Annotated in this window: 15 protein-coding genes and 3 pseudogenes; 2 read left to right on the top strand and 16 right to left on the bottom strand. The window is 41.3% G+C overall.

Going from position 1 to position 17,432, the window contains the following annotated elements; all coding sequences use genetic code 11:
• A pseudogene (locus J582_RS21945) lies at positions 1 to 587 on the top strand (IS256-like element ISAba26 family transposase); the annotation flags it as partial.
• 35 nt (positions 588 to 622) lie between these two features.
• Here the strand turns inward: J582_RS21945 and J582_RS21940 are convergent.
• The 13 genes and pseudogenes from J582_RS21940 to paaA form a co-directional block, all read right to left on the bottom strand.
• A pseudogene (locus J582_RS21940) lies at positions 623 to 940 on the bottom strand (PaaI family thioesterase); the annotation flags it as partial.
• A 75-nt stretch (positions 941 to 1,015) separates the two neighbouring features.
• Positions 1,016 to 1,621: a DapH/DapD/GlmU-related protein gene (locus J582_RS21935; RefSeq protein WP_032048598.1), complete on the bottom strand. Its 606-nt coding sequence runs from the start codon at positions 1,619 to 1,621 to the stop codon at positions 1,016 to 1,018.
• A complete protein-coding gene (paaX, locus tag J582_RS21930) occupies positions 1,608 to 2,573 on the bottom strand; it encodes a phenylacetic acid degradation operon negative regulatory protein PaaX (RefSeq protein ID WP_000062822.1) in 966 nt (321 codons plus the stop codon). Before paaX ends, J582_RS21935 begins: the two co-directional genes overlap by 14 nt.
• 53 nt (positions 2,574 to 2,626) lie before the next feature.
• On the bottom strand, positions 2,627 to 3,916 hold the full coding sequence (gene paaK / locus J582_RS21925) for a phenylacetate--CoA ligase PaaK (protein ID WP_032048597.1): 1,290 nt from the start codon (positions 3,914 to 3,916) through the stop codon (positions 2,627 to 2,629).
• Positions 3,917 to 3,956: 40 nt separating this feature from the next.
• The gene (gene pcaF, locus J582_RS21920; protein WP_032048596.1) at positions 3,957 to 5,165 is read right to left on the bottom strand and encodes a 3-oxoadipyl-CoA thiolase; all 1,209 of its coding nucleotides are present in this window, start codon (positions 5,163 to 5,165) and stop codon (positions 3,957 to 3,959) included.
• Positions 5,166 to 5,177: 12 nt separating this feature from the next.
• Positions 5,178 to 6,716, bottom strand: a complete 1,539-nt coding sequence (locus tag J582_RS21915; protein WP_032048595.1) for a 3-hydroxyacyl-CoA dehydrogenase — start codon at positions 6,714 to 6,716, stop codon at positions 5,178 to 5,180.
• Between the two features lie 2 nt (positions 6,717 to 6,718).
• The gene (paaG, locus tag J582_RS21910) at positions 6,719 to 7,510 is read right to left on the bottom strand and encodes a 2-(1,2-epoxy-1,2-dihydrophenyl)acetyl-CoA isomerase PaaG (protein WP_005132368.1); all 792 of its coding nucleotides are present in this window, start codon (positions 7,508 to 7,510) and stop codon (positions 6,719 to 6,721) included.
• Positions 7,510 to 8,283: an enoyl-CoA hydratase-related protein gene (locus tag J582_RS21905; protein WP_032048594.1), complete on the bottom strand. Its 774-nt coding sequence runs from the start codon at positions 8,281 to 8,283 to the stop codon at positions 7,510 to 7,512. Before J582_RS21905 ends, paaG begins: the two co-directional genes overlap by 1 nt.
• An 8-nt stretch (positions 8,284 to 8,291) precedes the next feature.
• Entirely contained in the window at positions 8,292 to 9,353 is a 1,062-nt protein-coding gene (gene paaE / locus J582_RS21900) for a 1,2-phenylacetyl-CoA epoxidase subunit PaaE (protein WP_032048593.1), read from the bottom strand.
• A 23-nt stretch (positions 9,354 to 9,376) separates the two neighbouring features.
• Positions 9,377 to 9,877 (bottom strand): 1,2-phenylacetyl-CoA epoxidase subunit PaaD, encoded by a 501-nt coding sequence (paaD, locus tag J582_RS21895; RefSeq protein ID WP_001177938.1) that lies wholly within the window; start codon positions 9,875 to 9,877, stop codon positions 9,377 to 9,379.
• Positions 9,878 to 9,893: 16 nt separating this feature from the next.
• Complete coding sequence (gene paaC, locus J582_RS21890; RefSeq protein WP_032048592.1) at positions 9,894 to 10,649, bottom strand: 1,2-phenylacetyl-CoA epoxidase subunit PaaC; 756 nt, start codon at positions 10,647 to 10,649, stop codon at positions 9,894 to 9,896.
• A gap of 12 nt (positions 10,650 to 10,661) precedes the next feature.
• The gene (gene paaB / locus J582_RS21885) at positions 10,662 to 10,952 is read right to left on the bottom strand and encodes a 1,2-phenylacetyl-CoA epoxidase subunit PaaB (protein ID WP_000389648.1); all 291 of its coding nucleotides are present in this window, start codon (positions 10,950 to 10,952) and stop codon (positions 10,662 to 10,664) included.
• A 32-nt stretch (positions 10,953 to 10,984) separates the two neighbouring features.
• Positions 10,985 to 11,923, bottom strand: a complete 939-nt coding sequence (gene paaA, locus J582_RS21880) for a 1,2-phenylacetyl-CoA epoxidase subunit PaaA (protein WP_000431128.1) — start codon at positions 11,921 to 11,923, stop codon at positions 10,985 to 10,987.
• 265 nt (positions 11,924 to 12,188) lie between these two features.
• On the opposite strand from paaA, the gene paaZ reads away from it, so the two are divergent.
• Entirely contained in the window at positions 12,189 to 14,291 is a 2,103-nt protein-coding gene (gene paaZ, locus J582_RS21875) for a phenylacetic acid degradation bifunctional protein PaaZ (RefSeq protein WP_032048591.1), read from the top strand.
• 43 nt (positions 14,292 to 14,334) lie between these two features.
• On the opposite strand, the gene J582_RS21870 is transcribed toward paaZ, so the two are convergent.
• From J582_RS21870 to soxR, 3 genes and pseudogenes are all read right to left on the bottom strand, one after another.
• Entirely contained in the window at positions 14,335 to 15,717 is a 1,383-nt protein-coding gene (locus tag J582_RS21870) for an L-serine ammonia-lyase (protein WP_004887795.1), read from the bottom strand.
• A 559-nt stretch (positions 15,718 to 16,276) separates the two neighbouring features.
• A pseudogene (locus tag J582_RS0105200) lies at positions 16,277 to 16,712 on the bottom strand (I78 family peptidase inhibitor).
• 160 nt (positions 16,713 to 16,872) lie between these two features.
• Positions 16,873 to 17,325 carry a redox-sensitive transcriptional activator SoxR gene (soxR, locus tag J582_RS21865; RefSeq protein ID WP_002048264.1) on the bottom strand — a complete coding sequence of 151 codons (453 nt, stop codon included), beginning with the start codon at positions 17,323 to 17,325 and terminating at the stop codon, positions 16,873 to 16,875.
• Positions 17,326 to 17,432: the final 107 nt, after the last annotated feature.

The raw sequence follows: 17,432 nt of genomic DNA, 5'->3' as shown, positions 1-17,432 counted from the left end.
CCAAATTCTGGCTGTCAGTCATGACAGAGCTAAAAAATCGAGGAGTACAGGACATTCTTGTTGCCTGTGTAGATGGATTAAAAGGCTTTCCTGACGCGATAGCCTCTGTTTACCCTCATACTGATATTCAACTGTGTATTGTGCATGTTGTACGCAATAGCCTGAGATTTGTAAGCTGGAAAGACTACAAGGCTGTTACGTCGGGTCTGAAAGCGATTTATCAGGCAAGTACAGAGGAAAATGCTTTAAAGTCCCTAGACATCTTCTGTGATCAATGGAATCACCAGTATCCCAAAATTGGAGAATCCTGGCGGGCCAATTGGGAAAATATCCGAACGATCTTTAGCTATCCAGCCGAAATACGTCATGCTATTTATACAACAAATGCGATTGAGTCGTTGAATAGCGTAATACGCCATTCAACGAAGAAAAGGAAAATCTTTTCATCTGATGACTCAGTAAAGAAGGTCATTTACTTAGCAACATCAAATGCTGCGAAGAAATGGACGATGCCAATTCAAAATTGGCGTTTAGCAATGAATTGGTTTACGATTCAGTTCGATGATCGATTAAAAGATCATTTATAAAAAATGGAACTTACACAAAATAATTTACAGGCTCTCACCACTTCATAATGCGCGAATTTTTTACTACTGCCGACCTTGGTTGCCGTTGCAAATAACACCCTATCTTTCGCACCGCTCATATAGCGAATGTCTGCCTGTAAGCCTGTATATGGCGCATCCCCTGCATTACAAGCCATCGCAAAAGCAATATCGGCTAAAGAAAATATCACGCCACCATGCACGCCGCCCAAGGCATTCATGTGTTCGTCTTTTACATTAAGCTGACAACGCGCTTCATCAAAACTGCGATGCAGCACTTGAACACCCAATAGTTCTGCGAATTGATCAACCGCAGTCGTTTCCATATTTTGCACAAACGTCTCCCTACTCGTGCGAGTATTCCTTAAATGTGATGAACCTATCTGTATTGAAATCGACTTTATAAGCCGTTAAACGCTATCTTGTTTAATCTGATAGTTTGAAGAACTAAAGTCCTTATAGGTCAGGCGGTCATCCAACTCTGAGCTTAAAGGCTGAACTTCTTGCATTGTACTTAAGCAGCGCTGTGCAAGCTCCATGTATTCTTGCGTGCCTCTAGTTTTCCATTTTTTTTCTTGTTCTGAGAGCTCACGTGCAACTTTGGCTGGACTCCCCATTGCCAATACATTTGCCGGAATAATATCTTTGGTTTTGACTAAACTATTTGCACCAATAATGGTGTTTTCACCAATTTCAGCATAGTCCAAAATTACGCTGTTCATGCCGACCAAAACATTTTTTCCAATGCGGCAACCATGTAAAGTTGTGCCATGCCCAATGTGCCCCATTTCCTCAACTAAAGTCACGCTTTGCGGAAAGCCATGTACGGTGCAGCTATCTTGTATATTGGCATTTTGCTTAATATGAATACGACCAAAATCGGCACGCAATGAAGCAAATGGCCCCACATATACGCCCGCTTCAATAATCACATCACCAATTAAAACAGCAGTTGGGTGTACAAAAGCGTCTGGGCTAACGACTGGAATAACACCGTCAATACTATAACAAGGCATGATTTAACCTCTCATTTGTCGCCACCAAACCTCCGAAACGGCGCCAATAATGTGCTGTGGCATTTGGCATTGGTCCTTCTGCTGTTGCGGCAACAGACAAGAAGTATTCATCCGCAGGTTCAAATACTTTTTTATAAATATTCATTGATAACGTTCGTGCACTAATCGCGGGCCAGTCAGTTGGCAACAACTCAAGCGGTAGTGCTGGGTCTTTTAATAAAATCCGTCGATAATAATGAATCAGCAAAGTTCGAATTTGAAAGGCCTGAACTGGTTCGAGTTGTTCGTTTTCCTGCATCAGCAACACGCCAATTTCTCTAAAAATATCGAGAAACTGTAGGTATCTTTGGCGTAATTCATCGATTGGCCAGTTGGTTCTGAGCATACGACCAATGGTATCGACCGAGTTATTAAAAAGCTGCAAGGTTTCGGCTTTAAACACCACCACTTGCTCACTCATATTTAAGTCAACCAACAAACGTTGCAGTTCAATACGGTTACAACCCGGATAAGCCATTAAGTTTGTCGAAATATTGGCAAACCCTAACCATTCCAGTTCTTTCTTTAGCAACGCTTTATTTTCAGTGTCGAGGCTAGACATCAGAATAAGATCCCAATAATGGTCCCACTCTTTCATCTGGTCGTTATAAATACGTTGTTCGGCTTGCAAATAAGTCGAACGGCTCGAATCGGTAATTCGATAAAAACTGGTTCTGCCGATTTTGTCTGAACATAACCAATCATTTTTAACTAAACGAAAAACAGAGGTTCTTACAGCACGGTCATTAAAACCAAACAGCTCTAATAACTGAATCAGGCTTGCAAGACTAATGTTTCCACCCCGATGAAGTACTGAATCTCCAAAAATTGTCGAAATAAGCGAAGTTCCACTTAAGGTTTCATTCTTTACAACAGAATCAATTATTTGCTGTATTTTTGCACTCATACTCATGTCTTGGCGTTTAGTTTCAGGGTATAGATTCTATACCCTGAATGATCTTGATGTTAAGCAATCTGACGCATATCGATTACCCGCTTTGCCTTACCTTCCGAACGAGGTAAGGTCGCTTCTGTCACAACTTCTACAGTAACGCTAATCCCAATCATGGTTTTAATGCGTTTCATCAACTCCTGAGCAAGTTGATTGGCCTGTATAGTACAGTTATGACACATCTCTGTACGAATATGCAAAGTATCCATATGGCCTTTTTTAGTCACCAAAATTTCATAATTTGGAACTAAATGCGGAACTTGCAAAATTTGCTCTTCAATTTGAGTCGGGAAAACGTTCACACCGCGAATAATCAGCATGTCGTCACTACGGCCCACAATTTTATCCATTTTACGCATCGCCAGATTTTCACCTGGTAGTAAGCGGGTCAAATCACGAGTACGGTAACGAATAATCGGTAAACCTTCTTTGGTAATAGTCGTAAAGACGAGCTCGCCAAGTTCGCCATCTTTACAGACTTCACCTGTTTCAGGGTTAATAATTTCTGGGTAGAAATGATCTTCCCAAATGGTTAATCCCTCACCCTCGCCTAAACACTGCATGGCAACGCCCGGCCCCATGACCTCAGACAAGCCATAAATATCGAGTGCTTTAATATTAAGGCGTTCTTCGATTTCACGGCGCAGTTCGTTAGTCCACGGCTCGGCACCAAAAATACCGACTTTTAAAGACGTATTACGTGCCGTACCAAATTGTTGTTCGAGCTTTTCAATAATACTCACGCAATATGATGGCGTAACCATAATTGCAGTCGGTTTAAAGTCTTGAATAAGCTGAACTTGCTTTTCAGTTTGGCCGCCAGACATTGGAATAACCGTTGCACCTAAGCGCTCGGCACCATAATGTGCGCCTAAACCACCCGTAAACAGTCCATAGCCATAAGCCACCTGAACGATGTCTTTCGCGGTTAAACCTGCCATACGTAAGCAACGCGCAACAATGTCCGACCAAGTATTAATATCTTTTTGGGTATAACCCACTACTGTCGGTTTACCCGTTGTACCCGATGACGCATGTAAACGCACAATTTGCTCTTGCGGTACAGCAAACATTCCAAACGGATAGTTGTCTCTTAAATCCTGTTTGGTGGTAAATGGAAACTTCGCCAGATCATCTAAAGTTACGAAGTCATCAGGATGTACACCCGCTTCGTCGAACTTTTTCTTATACACCGGACTATTTTCATATACAAAAGTCAGGGTTTGTTTTAACCGTTTCGTTTGCAGCTCTCTAAGCTCTGCAAGTGTTAATTGCTCAACATTATCCGTTGTGAGGCTGTCCATCGCCTATCTCCTCATTATGTAATTTTAAAAACCGTCTGAATTAATTTAAGTTTTCCAAAATCAGTGCGACGCCTTGTCCAACACCTACACACATCGTGCAAAGTGCATAGCGTCCACCGCGTTTTTTTAGCTCACGTGTTGCTGTAATCACTAAACGTGTACCACTCATACCGAGCGGATGTCCTAACGCAATCGCACCGCCATTTGGGTTCACGCGTTCATCGTCATCTTTTAAACCAAGTTCACGCATACAAGCCAAAGATTGGGCTGCGAATGCTTCATTCAGCTCAATCACATCCATCTGATCTAGCGTTAAACCTGTTTGCTTTAAAATTTTCTGCACAGCCGGAACAGGACCTATACCCATATATTTGGGTTCAACCCCTGCACTTGCAATGCCAATCACACGTGCTAAAGGTTTTAAACCATGTGTATTTGCAAATTCACGGTTGGTAATTAACACACACGCGGCACCATCATTTACACCAGAGGCATTTCCGGCAGTCACCGAGCCACCTTCTTTTTTAAAAGGCGCTTTTAGTTTTGCGAGTGCTTCAAGGGTCGTTTCACGCGGATGTTCATCACGGTTCACCACAACCACGTTTTTCTTACGGTCTGTAATCTCGACAGGCAAAATCTCATCGTTAAAGAAACCGTTTTGTTGTGCCGCAGCGGTTTTTTGTTGGCTACGCAATGCAAAAGCATCTTGGTCTTCACGACTAATCTGATATTTTTCAGCTACATTTTCAGCAGTTTCCGGCATGCTATCGGTGCCGTATTGTGCTTTGAGTTGCTTATTTACAAAGCGCCAGCCAATGGTGGTGTCATAAATTTCAGGTGTACGGCTAAACGCTTCTGTTGGTTTAGCTTGTACAAATGGTGCACGGCTCATTGACTCAACACCACCTGCCAACACAAACTGTGCTTCACCTGCTTTAATTGAGCGTGCCGCAAGTCCCACCGCATCTAAACCCGATGCACACAAGCGATTGACGGTAATTGCTGGTACTGTATCAGGTAAGCCTGCTAACAGTGTTGCCATACGTGCAACGTTACGGTTGTCTTCACCTGCTTGGTTGGCACATCCTAAAAACACTTCGTCTACCGTATTCCACGGCAAGTTCGGGTGTTTATCTTTTAAATATTTGATGGGCAATGCAGCTAAATCATCTGCACGTACTGCACTTAAGGCACCTGCATATCGTCCAATTGGGGTACGAATAAAATCGCAAATTAAAACGTCTTCCATGTTGACTCCTGATTATGCAAATTCGGTCATATCACGTGAATATTGAGTAGCAATGTTTTGAGTTTTCGCTACATATTGCTTGAGGTAGATACTCGCGCGATATTTTTCCTCTCCATACAGTGCATATAAGTTATTTAAGGTTTGGAGCACATAAGCACCGCCCATTTGTGTCAACCACTGGTAAGGACCTTTAGGATAATTCACTCCATATTTCATGGCATTATCAATATCTTCCAGACTCGCAATACCATGTAAACTTGCTTCACAGGCTTCATTAATAAGTAAAGCGATGGTGCGTAAGGTTAACAGTGCCGGATGGTCTTTAATCCACATCACGCTGATACCAAACTGTGCAAAGTAAGCCTCAACTTTAGCCAGATCACTTGCTACACAAAGCTCGTTATGACTGAGTACTAAAGCCTCTGCGTGCTCAAAATCATGATGCCAATCCATTAAAACCACTTTACGGCTTAAGTAATGAATATTGGCAGACTCACCTTGGCTTAAACGCAAGTCGATATCATCAATTTGAAGGATATTGTCGTCGCTAGCAGATCCGCTTTTTAAACCTAAACGCGTTAAAAAAGCAGGTAGCTGAGACCAAGTCCCTTTTAGCTGAATATGGGCATCAACTGGTGTGGCAACTACAGCTTGAGGCTGAAATGTCTCGTACTGATTTTTTTCGTTATAACTATAAAAGCCCTGTTTTGACTTACGGCCCCAAGCACCTGCATCGACCAATTCTTTTTGAATGAGGCTTGGACGGTAGCGTGGCTCGTAAAAAAACTCTTGGTAAACGCTTTGAGTTACCGAAAAGTTAACATCTTGACCAATAAGGTCAGTAAGTTCACACGGCCCCATCGCAAAACCGCCACACTGCTTTAAGGCATAGTCGAGTTGGTCGTAGCTGGTGACTTGTTCTTGCAGTGCTCTAAAGCCTTCTGCATAAAACGGACGTGCAATTCGGTTAACAATAAACCCTGGGGTCGACTTGGTGAGTACTGGGATTTTTTTCCAATTCAACATCAAGTTTTTTAGAGCCAAACATAAGCTGTTTGGTGTTTTTAAGCCTTGTACAATTTCGACCAGTTTCATGACTGGTGCAGGGTTAAAAAAGTGTAAACCCACTACGCGCTCTGAGTGAGCAATACCCGCCGAAATTGCAGTCACTGAAATTGAAGATGTGTTACTTGCAAAAATGGTTTGCGCACTACAAATTTCAGCGAGTTGCTTAAATAAAGACTGTTTAACTTCTTTTTTCTCGACGACTGCTTCAATGACCAAGTCAGCATCACGCAGCGCTTCAACCTGATTGACCACCGTTAAACGCGCTAAGGCTTCATCAGCTTGCTGATCTGTGAGCTTATTCTTTTCAACCAGCTTTTTAAATGTCTGTCCTAAGCCTTGAGCGGCTTGTTGCGCTTTTTGAGCGTCCAGATCATATAAAACAGTCGAGTGCCCATTAACAATGGCTAACTGGGCAATGCCGATGCCCATGGTGCCAGAACCAATAACGGCAATTCGGGCACGAGATAAATCTAAATCTGTCATGCTTAGCGCCCTTTAAAATTTGGTTCACGTTTATTCATAAAGGCTTGTACCCCTTCACGATAATCTTCGGAACGACCCGCAATGCGTTGTAAGTCACGCTCTAACAGCATTTGCTCATCAAAGGTGTTATTACTTGATTGATGAATGGCTTTTTTAATAAGAGATAGACCAAAAGTAGGCTGTTTCGCTAAACGTTCAGCAAGTTCAGTCACTTTTGTTTTAAGCTCGGTATCTTCAACCACATCCCAAATCATGCCCCATTCTTTTGCGGTTTCTGCTGGTAGCTTGTCACCTAACAAAGCCAATCCCATCGCACGTGCATGGCCTACAGCACGTGGTAAAAACCATGTACCAGCCGAGTCTGGAACTAAACCTAAGCGACAAAATGCTTGTACAAAGTTTGCCGATTTGGCTGCAATCACCAAATCACATGCCAGTGCAATATTTGCCCCTGCACCTGCTGCTACACCATTTACGGCGCAAATCACAGGCTTTGGCATATTTACAATCGTTTTAATGAGCGGGTTATAGTAAGTTTCAATGGAATATCCTAAATCTGGAGCTTCAGCGTTTGGGTCAACTACACGGTCGCCTAAGTCTTGCCCTGCACAAAAGCCACGGCCTTCGCCACTAATCACCACACAACGAACATCCGGATTTTTGGTCCACAGGTTTAAAACCTCAGCCACTTCACGGTGCATATCAACGTTAAAGCTATTCAGTGCTTTTGGGCGGTTAAATGTCAGGTAGCCGACACCATTTTTTTCTTCAGCAATAATATTTTGATAGTCCATCACTCACCTCTAAACACTGGCTTTCTTTTCTCAAAAAAAGCATTAATCCCTTCGTTTCGATCTTTTGTAGCCGCCAGCCAGACAAAGTTTTGACGTTCAAACTTGAGTCCCTGACTTAACGTTGTTTCATGAATACTTTTAATTGATTGTTTAATCACACGAATCGCTAAAGGCGCTTGTTTGGCAATTTTGGCTGCCAGTTGAACGGCGTATTCGACGGTTAATTCGGTCGGCACCACTTGACTGCAAATGCCATGTTGCTCTGCCTGTTTTGCCGAAATCATTTCACCTGTCATGGCCCAGCGCATGGTGAGTTGTTGTCCAACCAAGCGTGCTAAACGCTGTGTTCCGCCTGCACCCGGCAACATACCAAGGCCAATTTCAGGTAATGCAAAACGCGCATTTTCACCGCAAATCACCATATCTGAATGCAAAACCAACTCAAACCCAGCGCCTAAGGCATAGCCATTGACTGCACTAATCAGGGGTTTACTAAACGCATCAATTTTTTGCCAAAGCTTCGGGCGAATATCGAGTTGCAAAGACACGGTGTCCATTGCAGCCAATTCGCTAAGATCTGCTCCAGCCGCAAAACATTGAGCATTACCCGTTAAAACCACTGCTTTGACTTGAGCATTATGTTCAGCTTCTTCGAGCAACTCGCACAAACACTGCAATGTCGCATTGTTTAAGGCATTTCTTTTTTCCGGACGGTTTAAGGTTAATAACAAAACACCGTCAGCAGCTGTACTGGCTTTGATCAACTCTTGCATGACAGCCTCTATTCATCAAAACTCAAGCGAACATTTGAGCCTTTTGGTAAGGTCTGACAGCTCAGCACATAGCCCTTTTCAACTTCATCTTCTTCAAGACTATAGTTCAGGAACATGTCGACTTCGCCTGAAAGCACCTTACAGCGACAGGTCGCACATACCCCACCTTTACATGCATACGGTAAGTCGGCACCAGCACGTAAAGCCGCATCAAGAATACTTTCATCATCTTGAGCCACAGAAACAATCAGTTCACGGCCATCTAAAATGATGTTTACTTTTTCTTCTTTACGGTTTGCATCCGCTTCAACACTACGTTTACGCGCTTGTCCTGTATGGAAACGTTCGGTGTGAATGCGCTCTTTGGCAATACCAAAGTTTGGTAAAGTATTTTCTACGGCATTCATCATTTCATCTGGGCCGCAGGCAAACACATGGTCGAAGTTTGTTTCAAGCACTTCATAATCAAAAAGTTGCTTAAGCTTTTCTGCATCAATACGACCATTCATGAGTTCGCTGTCATTGAACTCACGTGAAAAAATATTGATGAGTTGAAAACGTTCTTTAAACTGATCTTTCAAATCCATAATTTGCTCGGCAAACATGGTTTGTTTCCATGAGCGATTGCCATAGAGCAAGGTAAAATTAGCTTCAGGTTGTTCAAATAAAACTTGTTTAATAATTGATAAAATTGGTGTGATACCACTGCCCGCAGCAACGCCTAAATAGTTTTGTCCACCCATCTTGGCTGCTTTTTGAAAAAACACACCTTGTGGTGGCATCACTTCAAGCACATCGCCCACTTTTAAATGGTCATTTGCCCAGTTTGAAAATTGACCCTGATCAATCTTTTTAACCGCAATACTGATGTCTTCTTTGCCCGCATAGCTACAAATTGAATAACAACGACGGATTTCACCCGCTTCGGTTAAATGGCGAATGGTTAAATGTTGCCCCGGTTGAAATTGAAATTGTTCTTGTTGTTCAGGTACAACTTCAAATGCAATACAAATTGCCTGATCGGTTTGAGGCGTAATACTTTTTACTTTTAATGGTACAAATTGGCTCATGGCTGATTTCCTTATCTAAAGACTTAAATACATTTGAAGTAATCAAAAGGCTCAAGACAGTCCTGACATTTATAAAGTGCTTTACAGGCGGTGGAACTAAACTCTGTTAACAGTCGGGTATGTCGGCTTTTACAACGTGGGCACTCGACACCATCATTTAAATGAACGTGAGTTCCACATTGATGCGCCAACCCTTCAGGTGGTGCAATGCCATAAACTTGCAGTTTCTTTTTCCCTGCTTCAGACATCCAGTCCGTGGTCCATGCTTCTGATAAATCGACCATGACTTTGACCGGTGTCAAAGCTTCTGCGGTAAATGCCTCAACAATTTGTGCTTTGAGCATATCTGTTGCTGGGCAACCGCTATATGTCGGAGTTAGACGAACAATAATTTCTTGTTGATCGTTAATCTCTACACCGCGGATCATGCCTAAATCGACAACCGATAAAACTGGAATTTCAGGGTCACTTACCGTTTGTAGAACATCCCAACATTGATCGATGCAATGACGAATCATTTGCATGGCTCACCTCCTTGTCTTACCAGGTCATTCCCGGATAAGTTCTTTGAATACATTGCATTTCAGCCAACAAATAACCTAAATGCTCGGTATGTAATCCTTGTTTAGCACCACGGCGATAAGCACCGTTCACAGCAACATTTAATTCAAAACGCTTAAGCTCATCTGCAACGGTTTGGTTCCATTGTTCTTTTTCATTTGAAAAATCTGGAATCACACCTTCTGCAACTAATGCTTGTTCGTCTGCACTCAGTTCAAATAACTCAGCAGTGAAACGCCATAAATTATTTAAACCGTCTTGCACACGTTGATGTGCTTCATCTGTGCTTAAACTTAAACGTTCCATCCAGCTTGTCGAAAAACGGATGTGATACTTCACTTCTTTTAAAGATTTCACAGCAAGCGCACTTAATTCAGGAAGTGAGCTTTTCGCTAAAGCCGTAAATAAATGAAGATGGTAATGGTCCATCAACCACTGGCGTACAATCGTTTGTGCAAAATCGCCATTCGGTTGTTCACACAACAATAGGTTTAAAAACTCACGTTCTGTACGGAAATACGCAAGTTGGTCTTCATCACGTTTAGCTTCATCATATTGACCAGCCAAAGTCAGAAAGTTTCTTGCCTGACCCAATAAGTCCAAGCCGATATTTGCTAAGGCAATATCAATTTCTAGCTCAGGTGCATGCCCGCACCATTCAGCCAAACGCTGAGATAAAACCAGTTGGCTATCACCAATATGTAATAAGAATTTAGATAAAACTGAATGATTCATTTGCCATTCCCCTTACATGTGCTCAATGCCATCTGGGATATGGTAAAAAGTCGGATGACGATAAACCTTGTCTAAAGAAGGATCGAAAAATTCTGCTTTTTCATCTGGCTGTGATGACTTAATCAGTTCTGAACGAACCACCCAAATGCTAATTCCTTCATTACGGCGTGTATAAACATCACGAGCGTGTTGCAGTGCAATCTCATCATCAGGCGCTCTTAAACTGCCTACGTGACGGTGGCTTAAGCCTTGTTTACTACGTACAAATACTTCGTAGAGCGACCAGTTGTTTTTATCTTCCATTTTGATTTCCTCAAATTTTTCCATAAATCTTGTTAAGCCACTTTGTTCGCTTCAAGCTGCTGTTTTTTCGCGTAGACCACTGCTGCATCACGAACCCATTTGCCGTTTTCCCATGCTTTACGGCGTGCTTCGATACGCTCGTGATTACATGGTCCACGTCCGGCAATCACTTCATTAAATTCGTGCCAGTCAATCTCGCCAAACTCATAATGGCCTGTTTCTTCATTGAACTTTAAATCTGGGTCCGGTACTTCCAAGCCAAGTTGCAACACTTGTGGTACGGTGTTATCGACAAACTTTTGACGTAATTCATCATTACTAAAACGCTTGATTTTCCACGCCATGCTTTGTGCGCTGTTTGGAGAGTGCTCATCACTTGGACCAAACATCATCAGTGCTGGCCACCAGAAACGGTTCACTGCATCTTGTGCCATTTGTTTTTGTTCTGGTGTACCGTTTGCCAAAGCCATCATGGCTTCAAAACCTTGACGTTGGTGGAAACTTTCTTCTTTACAAATACGTACCATCGCACGTGCATATGGCCCATATGAAGTACGGCAAAGCGCAACTTGGTTCACAATGGCTGCCCCATCGACAAGCCAACCAATTGCAGCGACATCTGCCCAAGTCAAAGTTGGATAGTTAAAGATTGATGAGTATTTCATTTTCCCATTAATCAACTTTTCCATCATGTCATCACGGTCAGCACCTAAGGTTTCTGCCGCGCTATACAGATATAAACCATGACCCGCTTCATCTTGTACTTTCGCGAGCAAAACCGCTTTACGTTTTAAAGTCGGCGCACGCGTAATCCAGTTTCCTTCAGGCAACATACCTACAATTTCAGAATGGCCATGTTGCCCGATTTGACGAATCAATGTTTTGCGGTAGGCATCAGGCATTTGATCCTTAGCCTCGATCGTAATTTCATTGGCAATATTTTGTTCAAATTTCTGGTAATTGTTTTCCATTCTTTCATTCCCTGTAGGTATCACCCTTAAATCTATTTTTCGATACACAAAAAACAAAGTCAACTAATTTTTTAGTATCAAATTAAATTCACAACAACAAAATAATTCAAGCTATTGAAATTTATAAAATTAAGTTAAATGTAAAAAACTTTTTTACTTTTAAAAATCAAAATAAAGTTGACTTTTATACAAATTAATCTGAAATTATGAATCATATTTTTGTAATTTTTATAATTGATGTATCAAATAAAAAAGGAGTTTGGTCATGCTTGAACAAGCACACCTAGAAGGAACCTCAACTGACACAGATTTTCAGCAGTCTGAGCATCAACTGCCTCATCTTGCTTCTTATGTCTATGGAACATGGCATTCGTCTGACGAAGAGTTACGTACCGTTTATCATGCCATTACAGGTGAATCGATTTATGCCGTAAGTAGTCATGGCATAGATATGAAACGTGTTGTTCAGTATGCCAAACAGAATGGTTCAGAACTGGCTAACTGGACGTTTCACCAACGTGCCAATGCGTTAAAACAAATTGCCCAACATTTACTTGAACGTAAGGAAGACTTCTACAAACTTGCTTATGCGACAGGCGCAACTCGTAAAGATGCGTGGATTGATATTGAAGGTGGGATCCAGACATTATTTGCTTATTCAAGTCTGGTTCGCCGTGAACTCAATGATGAAAAAATTATTACTGAAGATAGCTGGATTCAATTATCTAAAAATGGCACTTTCGGCGCTAAACACATTTTAAGCCCTAAAGCAGGTGTTGCCGTTCACATTAATGCTTTTAACTTCCCAATTTGGGGAATGCTTGAAAAGATTGCACCGACGCTACTTGCAGGTGTGCCATGTATTGTGAAGCCAGCAACTGATGGTGCCCAATTAACTCAAGCAGTTGTAAAAGCAATTGAAGAAACACATGTCTTACCAAAAGGCTCACTACAACTCATTTGCGGTCAGACTTATGACCTGTTCGACCTCCTAGGCCCACAAGACTACGTTACCTTTACAGGTTCTGCTTACACAGGTCAAAAATTACGTAATCACCCTCACCTTAATAAATATTCGATTCCATTTAGTATGGAAGCCGACTCGGTAAACAGTGCAATTTTAAGCCCTGAGGCAAATGAAGAAACTGTCGATTTATTTGTACGTGAAGTCTTCCGTGAAATGACCACCAAAGCAGGCCAAAAATGTACTGCAATTCGTCGTGCTTTCGTTCCTGAAAATTTGTTAGCGACTGTGCAAGAAAAGCTAACTGCCAAACTTGCTAAAGTTGTGGTGGGTGATCCTCAAAAAGAAGAAACCACCATGGGAGCTTTAGCGAGCATAAAACAAAAACATGACGTTGCAGAAAAAGTTGCCGAACTCAGCAAAGATGCAAAAATTGTTTTTGGTGGCAACAATAGCTTTAAATTTAATGCAGATCATCCTGAAAAAGGTGCTTTTTTCGCTCCAACTTTATTGGTGTGCGAACAACCTTTACAAGCAACGAATGTTCATACCACAGAAGCTTTCGGACCGGTATGTACACTCATGCCATATCAAAACATTGAAGAACTCGCTGACCTTGTTTCACGTGGTGAAGGTAGCCTAGTGGCTTCTGTCGTTAAAAATAACGATGAGAATATTGAGCAGATTATTCAAAAAATTGCGCCTTGGCATGGGCGTGTGCATGTACTCGACGCAGAGTCAGCAAAAGAAAGTACAGGACATGGTTCACCACTTCCACATTTAGTACATGGCGGCCCTGGTCGTGCAGGTGGCGGTGAAGAGTTAGGTGGTATTCGTGCCGTTAAACATTATATACAGCGCACTGCAATTCAAGGCTCTCCAAACAGTCTGACGCAAATTACCCACTCATGGACTGCTGGCTCGAAAGTTAACGAAGACCGCGTACATCCATTTAAAAAGTCTTTTGATGAGTTAGTGATTGGTGAGCGTTTATTAACGGCGCGCCGTACAGTCACCGAAGCAGATATTGTCAATTTTGCTTGTTTAAGTGGTGACTACTTCTATGCGCATACTGACAAAATCGCAGCGGCCGAGTCTTTCTTTGGTGAGCGTGTGGCACACGGTTACTTTATTGTGTCTGCCGCAGCAGGTCTATTTGTAGATGCAGCACAAGGCCCTGTGATTGCCAATTATGGTATGGACAACTTACGCTTTGTTGAACCGGTTAAAATTGGTGACTCGATTCAGGTTGAACTCACCTGTAAGCAAAAAACACCTAAACCACAAAAAGACCCTTCTCAGCCTGCGCATGGTGTTGTGGTATGGGATATTAAAGTCAAAAACCAACGCGGTGAACTTGTCGCAACTTACGACATTTTAACTTTAGTTGCTCGCGAGGCTTAATGTTTAAAATGAGATGGGGTCACCTCGTCCCCATCTCATTTTTTTAGCACTCAATGGCGTTAACAGCGAGGCCACCTTTTGAAGTCTCTTTATATTTCTCAGACATATCTTTGCCTGTTTCTTTCATGGTCTGAATCACTTTATCTAGGGTGACAAAGTGTTCATCATCATCATCATGAAGTGCCATTTGGGCTGCATTAATGGCTTTTACAGCTGCAATTGCATTTCGTTCAATGCAAGGCACCTGAACCAAACCACCAATCGGGTCACACGTTAAACCCAAGTTATGTTCAAGCCCAATTTCAGCCGCATGTTCCACTTGCTCAGGTGATGCACCTAAAATCTCGGCTAAACCTGCCGAAGCCATCGCACACGCCGAGCCGACTTCGCCCTGACACCCTACTTCTGCACCAGAAATAGAAGCATTGAGTTTACATAAAATGCCAACGGCTGCCGCACTTAAAAAGAAACGAACCACTTTATCTTCGGAAAAGTCTTTAGAGAAAGTCACGTAGTAATATAAAACTGCCGGAATAATTCCTGCGGCCCCATTTGTAGGTGCCGTCACTACTCGACCGCCAGCAGCATTTTCTTCATTTACCGCTAAGGCAAATAAATTGACCCATTCCATCGCATGAAAAGTCGTCACAATCAGGTTTGAGTTTTTCTTATTTAATAACTTATCGTGAATTTTCTTGGCCCGACGTTTTACGTTTAATCCGCCCGGTAATATTCCTTCATTAATTAATCCGTTGTGAATGCACTGCTGCATCACTTTCCAGATTTCCATAATCTTGCTGCGAATCTCAGTTTCACTACGCCAGCTTTTTTCATTTTCAAGCATTAACTCGCTCACTGATAAATGATGAGTCTTACATAAGTTTAAAAGTTCAGCCGCACTGTGAAATGGATATGGAACCTTAACATCGTTAGTTTCAGTTTGGGTATGTGTTAATTGTCTTTGGCTAACAATAAAGCCACCACCTACTGAATAGTAAGTTTCTGCATATAAAATTTCTTGAGCCTCGTTATACGCAATCAATTCCATTGCATTGGGGTGATAAGGCAAAGATTCATCTAAAAAAAGCACATCATGCTTATAGTCAAAAGAAATACTCTTTTGCCGATTAAGCTGGATTGTTTTATTTTCAAGAACATCTTCAATCAAGCTTGTACTTACTTGGGTATCGATATGTTCAGGGTCAAAACCCATTAAACCTAACAGAACAGCCTTATCTGTCGCATGACCGACACCGGTTGCCGACAGCGAACCGTATAACTTCACCTGAACTCTAGCTGTTGCTTGTAAATCGTTTTGCTTCAATAAATCATCCACAAAACTGTATGCCGCACGCATTGGTCCAACTGTATGGGAGCTAGATGGGCCGATGCCAATTTTAAAAAGATCAAATACACTAATAAACACGTAGTCCTACCTTCGATTCATTATTATTCGTATGTTCGTCATTATTGTGTCCTTTCGGATAGCTCTAAAATTATCATTAAGCCAAGTACAAATCACGAATAACTATTGGGTAGTCGCATAAAAAGACAACGGTTGAATCTTCTCTCTAAACTAATTGCTACACAATCACAGATTTTGAAGCTTTTAATTTTGTCGTAGACGTTTTGAAAAATTCTTAAATTAATTTAGTACATCAATTTGTATAAATAACAAACAGCACATATTAGCCATTAGTCGCACTTCCATATTTTTACTCATTTTTACTGGTAAAGTGCTTTACATGGTTTGATACAACCTACTTAACTCAGATGCATAATTCACCTGTTACCTGCATCTGAAGTTTTTCTGCCTCTAGTCCGCTAGGGGCTTTTTTTCGTAATAGATAAAAACTGCTATATCAGGTTCATAAGCATAGCGAAAAACAATATCCTCTCTTCCATTCTTCTTAAACTAAAAAAATAAAAGCCCATCTTTTGACAGGCTTTCTTATTCAGTCTTCTATCAATTTTTAGTTAAAAAATTAACCGCAGTTCGCGTTGGTAATTTTTTGAGTTGCTGGATCAATAGTAACAGTTACTCGGTTTGAACGGTAATCCATCGTCATTGGCTGACCAGGAGCTACTTTACGTACAATTTCTGACTTCGTTTTTTGCTTAATTTGGTCATCAGTTAAGCCAGATTGCCCTACTAATTTTTGAGCTTCTTCTGCTACGCAGTTAGCTTGGTTATCACGGAATAACTTCCACTCTTCGACCACTTGACCATTTGGCAGATGACAATATCCAACCTGACCATTTGTTTCATTTCTAATTTCTAATTTTCCGCCTTGTTCAACACAATATTGACTTGCCGGATTTGGTGAACCAATTTTTTGGTGGAGTTAATTTTTTATGCTGTACTGCTAAAAAAGCCGTTAACGAAACAAGCGCTAATCCAAGAAAGATAGTTTTTTTCATAAATTTTACTTCTTACTAAAAAAAATAAAGATATCAAAAAAATTCATGTTTTATATAAACTGTTTACAATAAAAAACCTTCATAGAGAGTAACTTACAAAATAATTAATTATTCCAAGCGGTACATTATTAGCAATAGAATCAATCAACAAATTTATGCGCTATGATCTTTCTAAAATACGTGCCCCAACACCTTCTTGTCCCAATACATCATTTGGATTTCTTAGTGGACATTGCTCTAATGACAAGCACCCACAACCTATACACCAATCCATTTCATCTCTAAGTCGCGTAAGTTTTTGAATACGATCATCCAAACTTTTCCGCCAATCAAGAGATAACTCTTTCCATTGCTGTGCAGTTAATTTAGATCCCATCGGATACTTACTTAAAGCTTGTTTAATTTCATCTAAGGGAATCCCAACTTTTTGGGCAATTTTAATGATCGCAATGTAACGCAACACCACTAAAGTAAAACGACGTTGATTACCATTGGTTCTTATACTTTTAATTAAACCTTTAGACTCGTAAAAATGAAGCGTTGAAACTGCAACACCACTGCGTTTTGCAACTTCACCTACAGTCAACAAACGGCTTTGATTCGTTTCAGTCATTTCTATTAATCACAACTTTAGTTGAGGTTTTATAAAAGGATGCTTAAATTTTGTCAAATAAGAAATTTAATTTTAACAGTTCAAGCATTTAGAATATTTGGTGGTGT

The sequence above is a fragment of the Acinetobacter sp. 1566109 genome (genome assembly GCF_000582255.1).
Taxonomy (GTDB): Bacteria; Pseudomonadota; Gammaproteobacteria; order Pseudomonadales; family Moraxellaceae; genus Acinetobacter; species Acinetobacter nosocomialis.
Note: the sequence above shows the minus strand (reverse complement) of the source record. Positions and strands in the feature narration are given on the sequence as shown.

Bases quoted from the DNA above. Each gene is read 5' to 3' on its own strand.
- J582_RS21935 (WP_032048598.1), bottom strand. From the start codon at position 1,621: ATGCCTTGTTATAGTATTGACGGTGTTATTCCAGTCGTTAGCCCAGAC.
- paaX (WP_000062822.1), bottom strand. From the start codon at position 2,573: ATGAGTATGAGTGCAAAAATACAGCAAATAATTGATTCTGTTGTAAAG.
- paaK (WP_032048597.1), bottom strand. From the start codon at position 3,916: ATGGACAGCCTCACAACGGATAATGTTGAGCAATTAACACTTGCAGAG.
- pcaF (WP_032048596.1), bottom strand. From the start codon at position 5,165: ATGGAAGACGTTTTAATTTGCGATTTTATTCGTACCCCAATTGGACGA.
- J582_RS21915 (WP_032048595.1), bottom strand. From the start codon at position 6,716: ATGACAGATTTAGATTTATCTCGTGCCCGAATTGCCGTTATTGGTTCT.
- paaG (WP_005132368.1), bottom strand. From the start codon at position 7,510: ATGGACTATCAAAATATTATTGCTGAAGAAAAAAATGGTGTCGGCTAC.
- J582_RS21905 (WP_032048594.1), bottom strand. From the start codon at position 8,283: ATGCAAGAGTTGATCAAAGCCAGTACAGCTGCTGACGGTGTTTTGTTA.
- paaE (WP_032048593.1), bottom strand. From the start codon at position 9,353: ATGAGCCAATTTGTACCATTAAAAGTAAAAAGTATTACGCCTCAAACC.
- paaD (WP_001177938.1), bottom strand. From the start codon at position 9,877: ATGCAAATGATTCGTCATTGCATCGATCAATGTTGGGATGTTCTACAA.
- paaC (WP_032048592.1), bottom strand. From the start codon at position 10,649: ATGAATCATTCAGTTTTATCTAAATTCTTATTACATATTGGTGATAGC.
- paaB (WP_000389648.1), bottom strand. From the start codon at position 10,952: ATGGAAGATAAAAACAACTGGTCGCTCTACGAAGTATTTGTACGTAGT.
- paaA (WP_000431128.1), bottom strand. From the start codon at position 11,923: ATGGAAAACAATTACCAGAAATTTGAACAAAATATTGCCAATGAAATT.
- paaZ (WP_032048591.1), top strand. From the start codon at position 12,189: ATGCTTGAACAAGCACACCTAGAAGGAACCTCAACTGACACAGATTTT.
- soxR (WP_002048264.1), bottom strand. From the start codon at position 17,325: ATGACTGAAACGAATCAAAGCCGTTTGTTGACTGTAGGTGAAGTTGCA.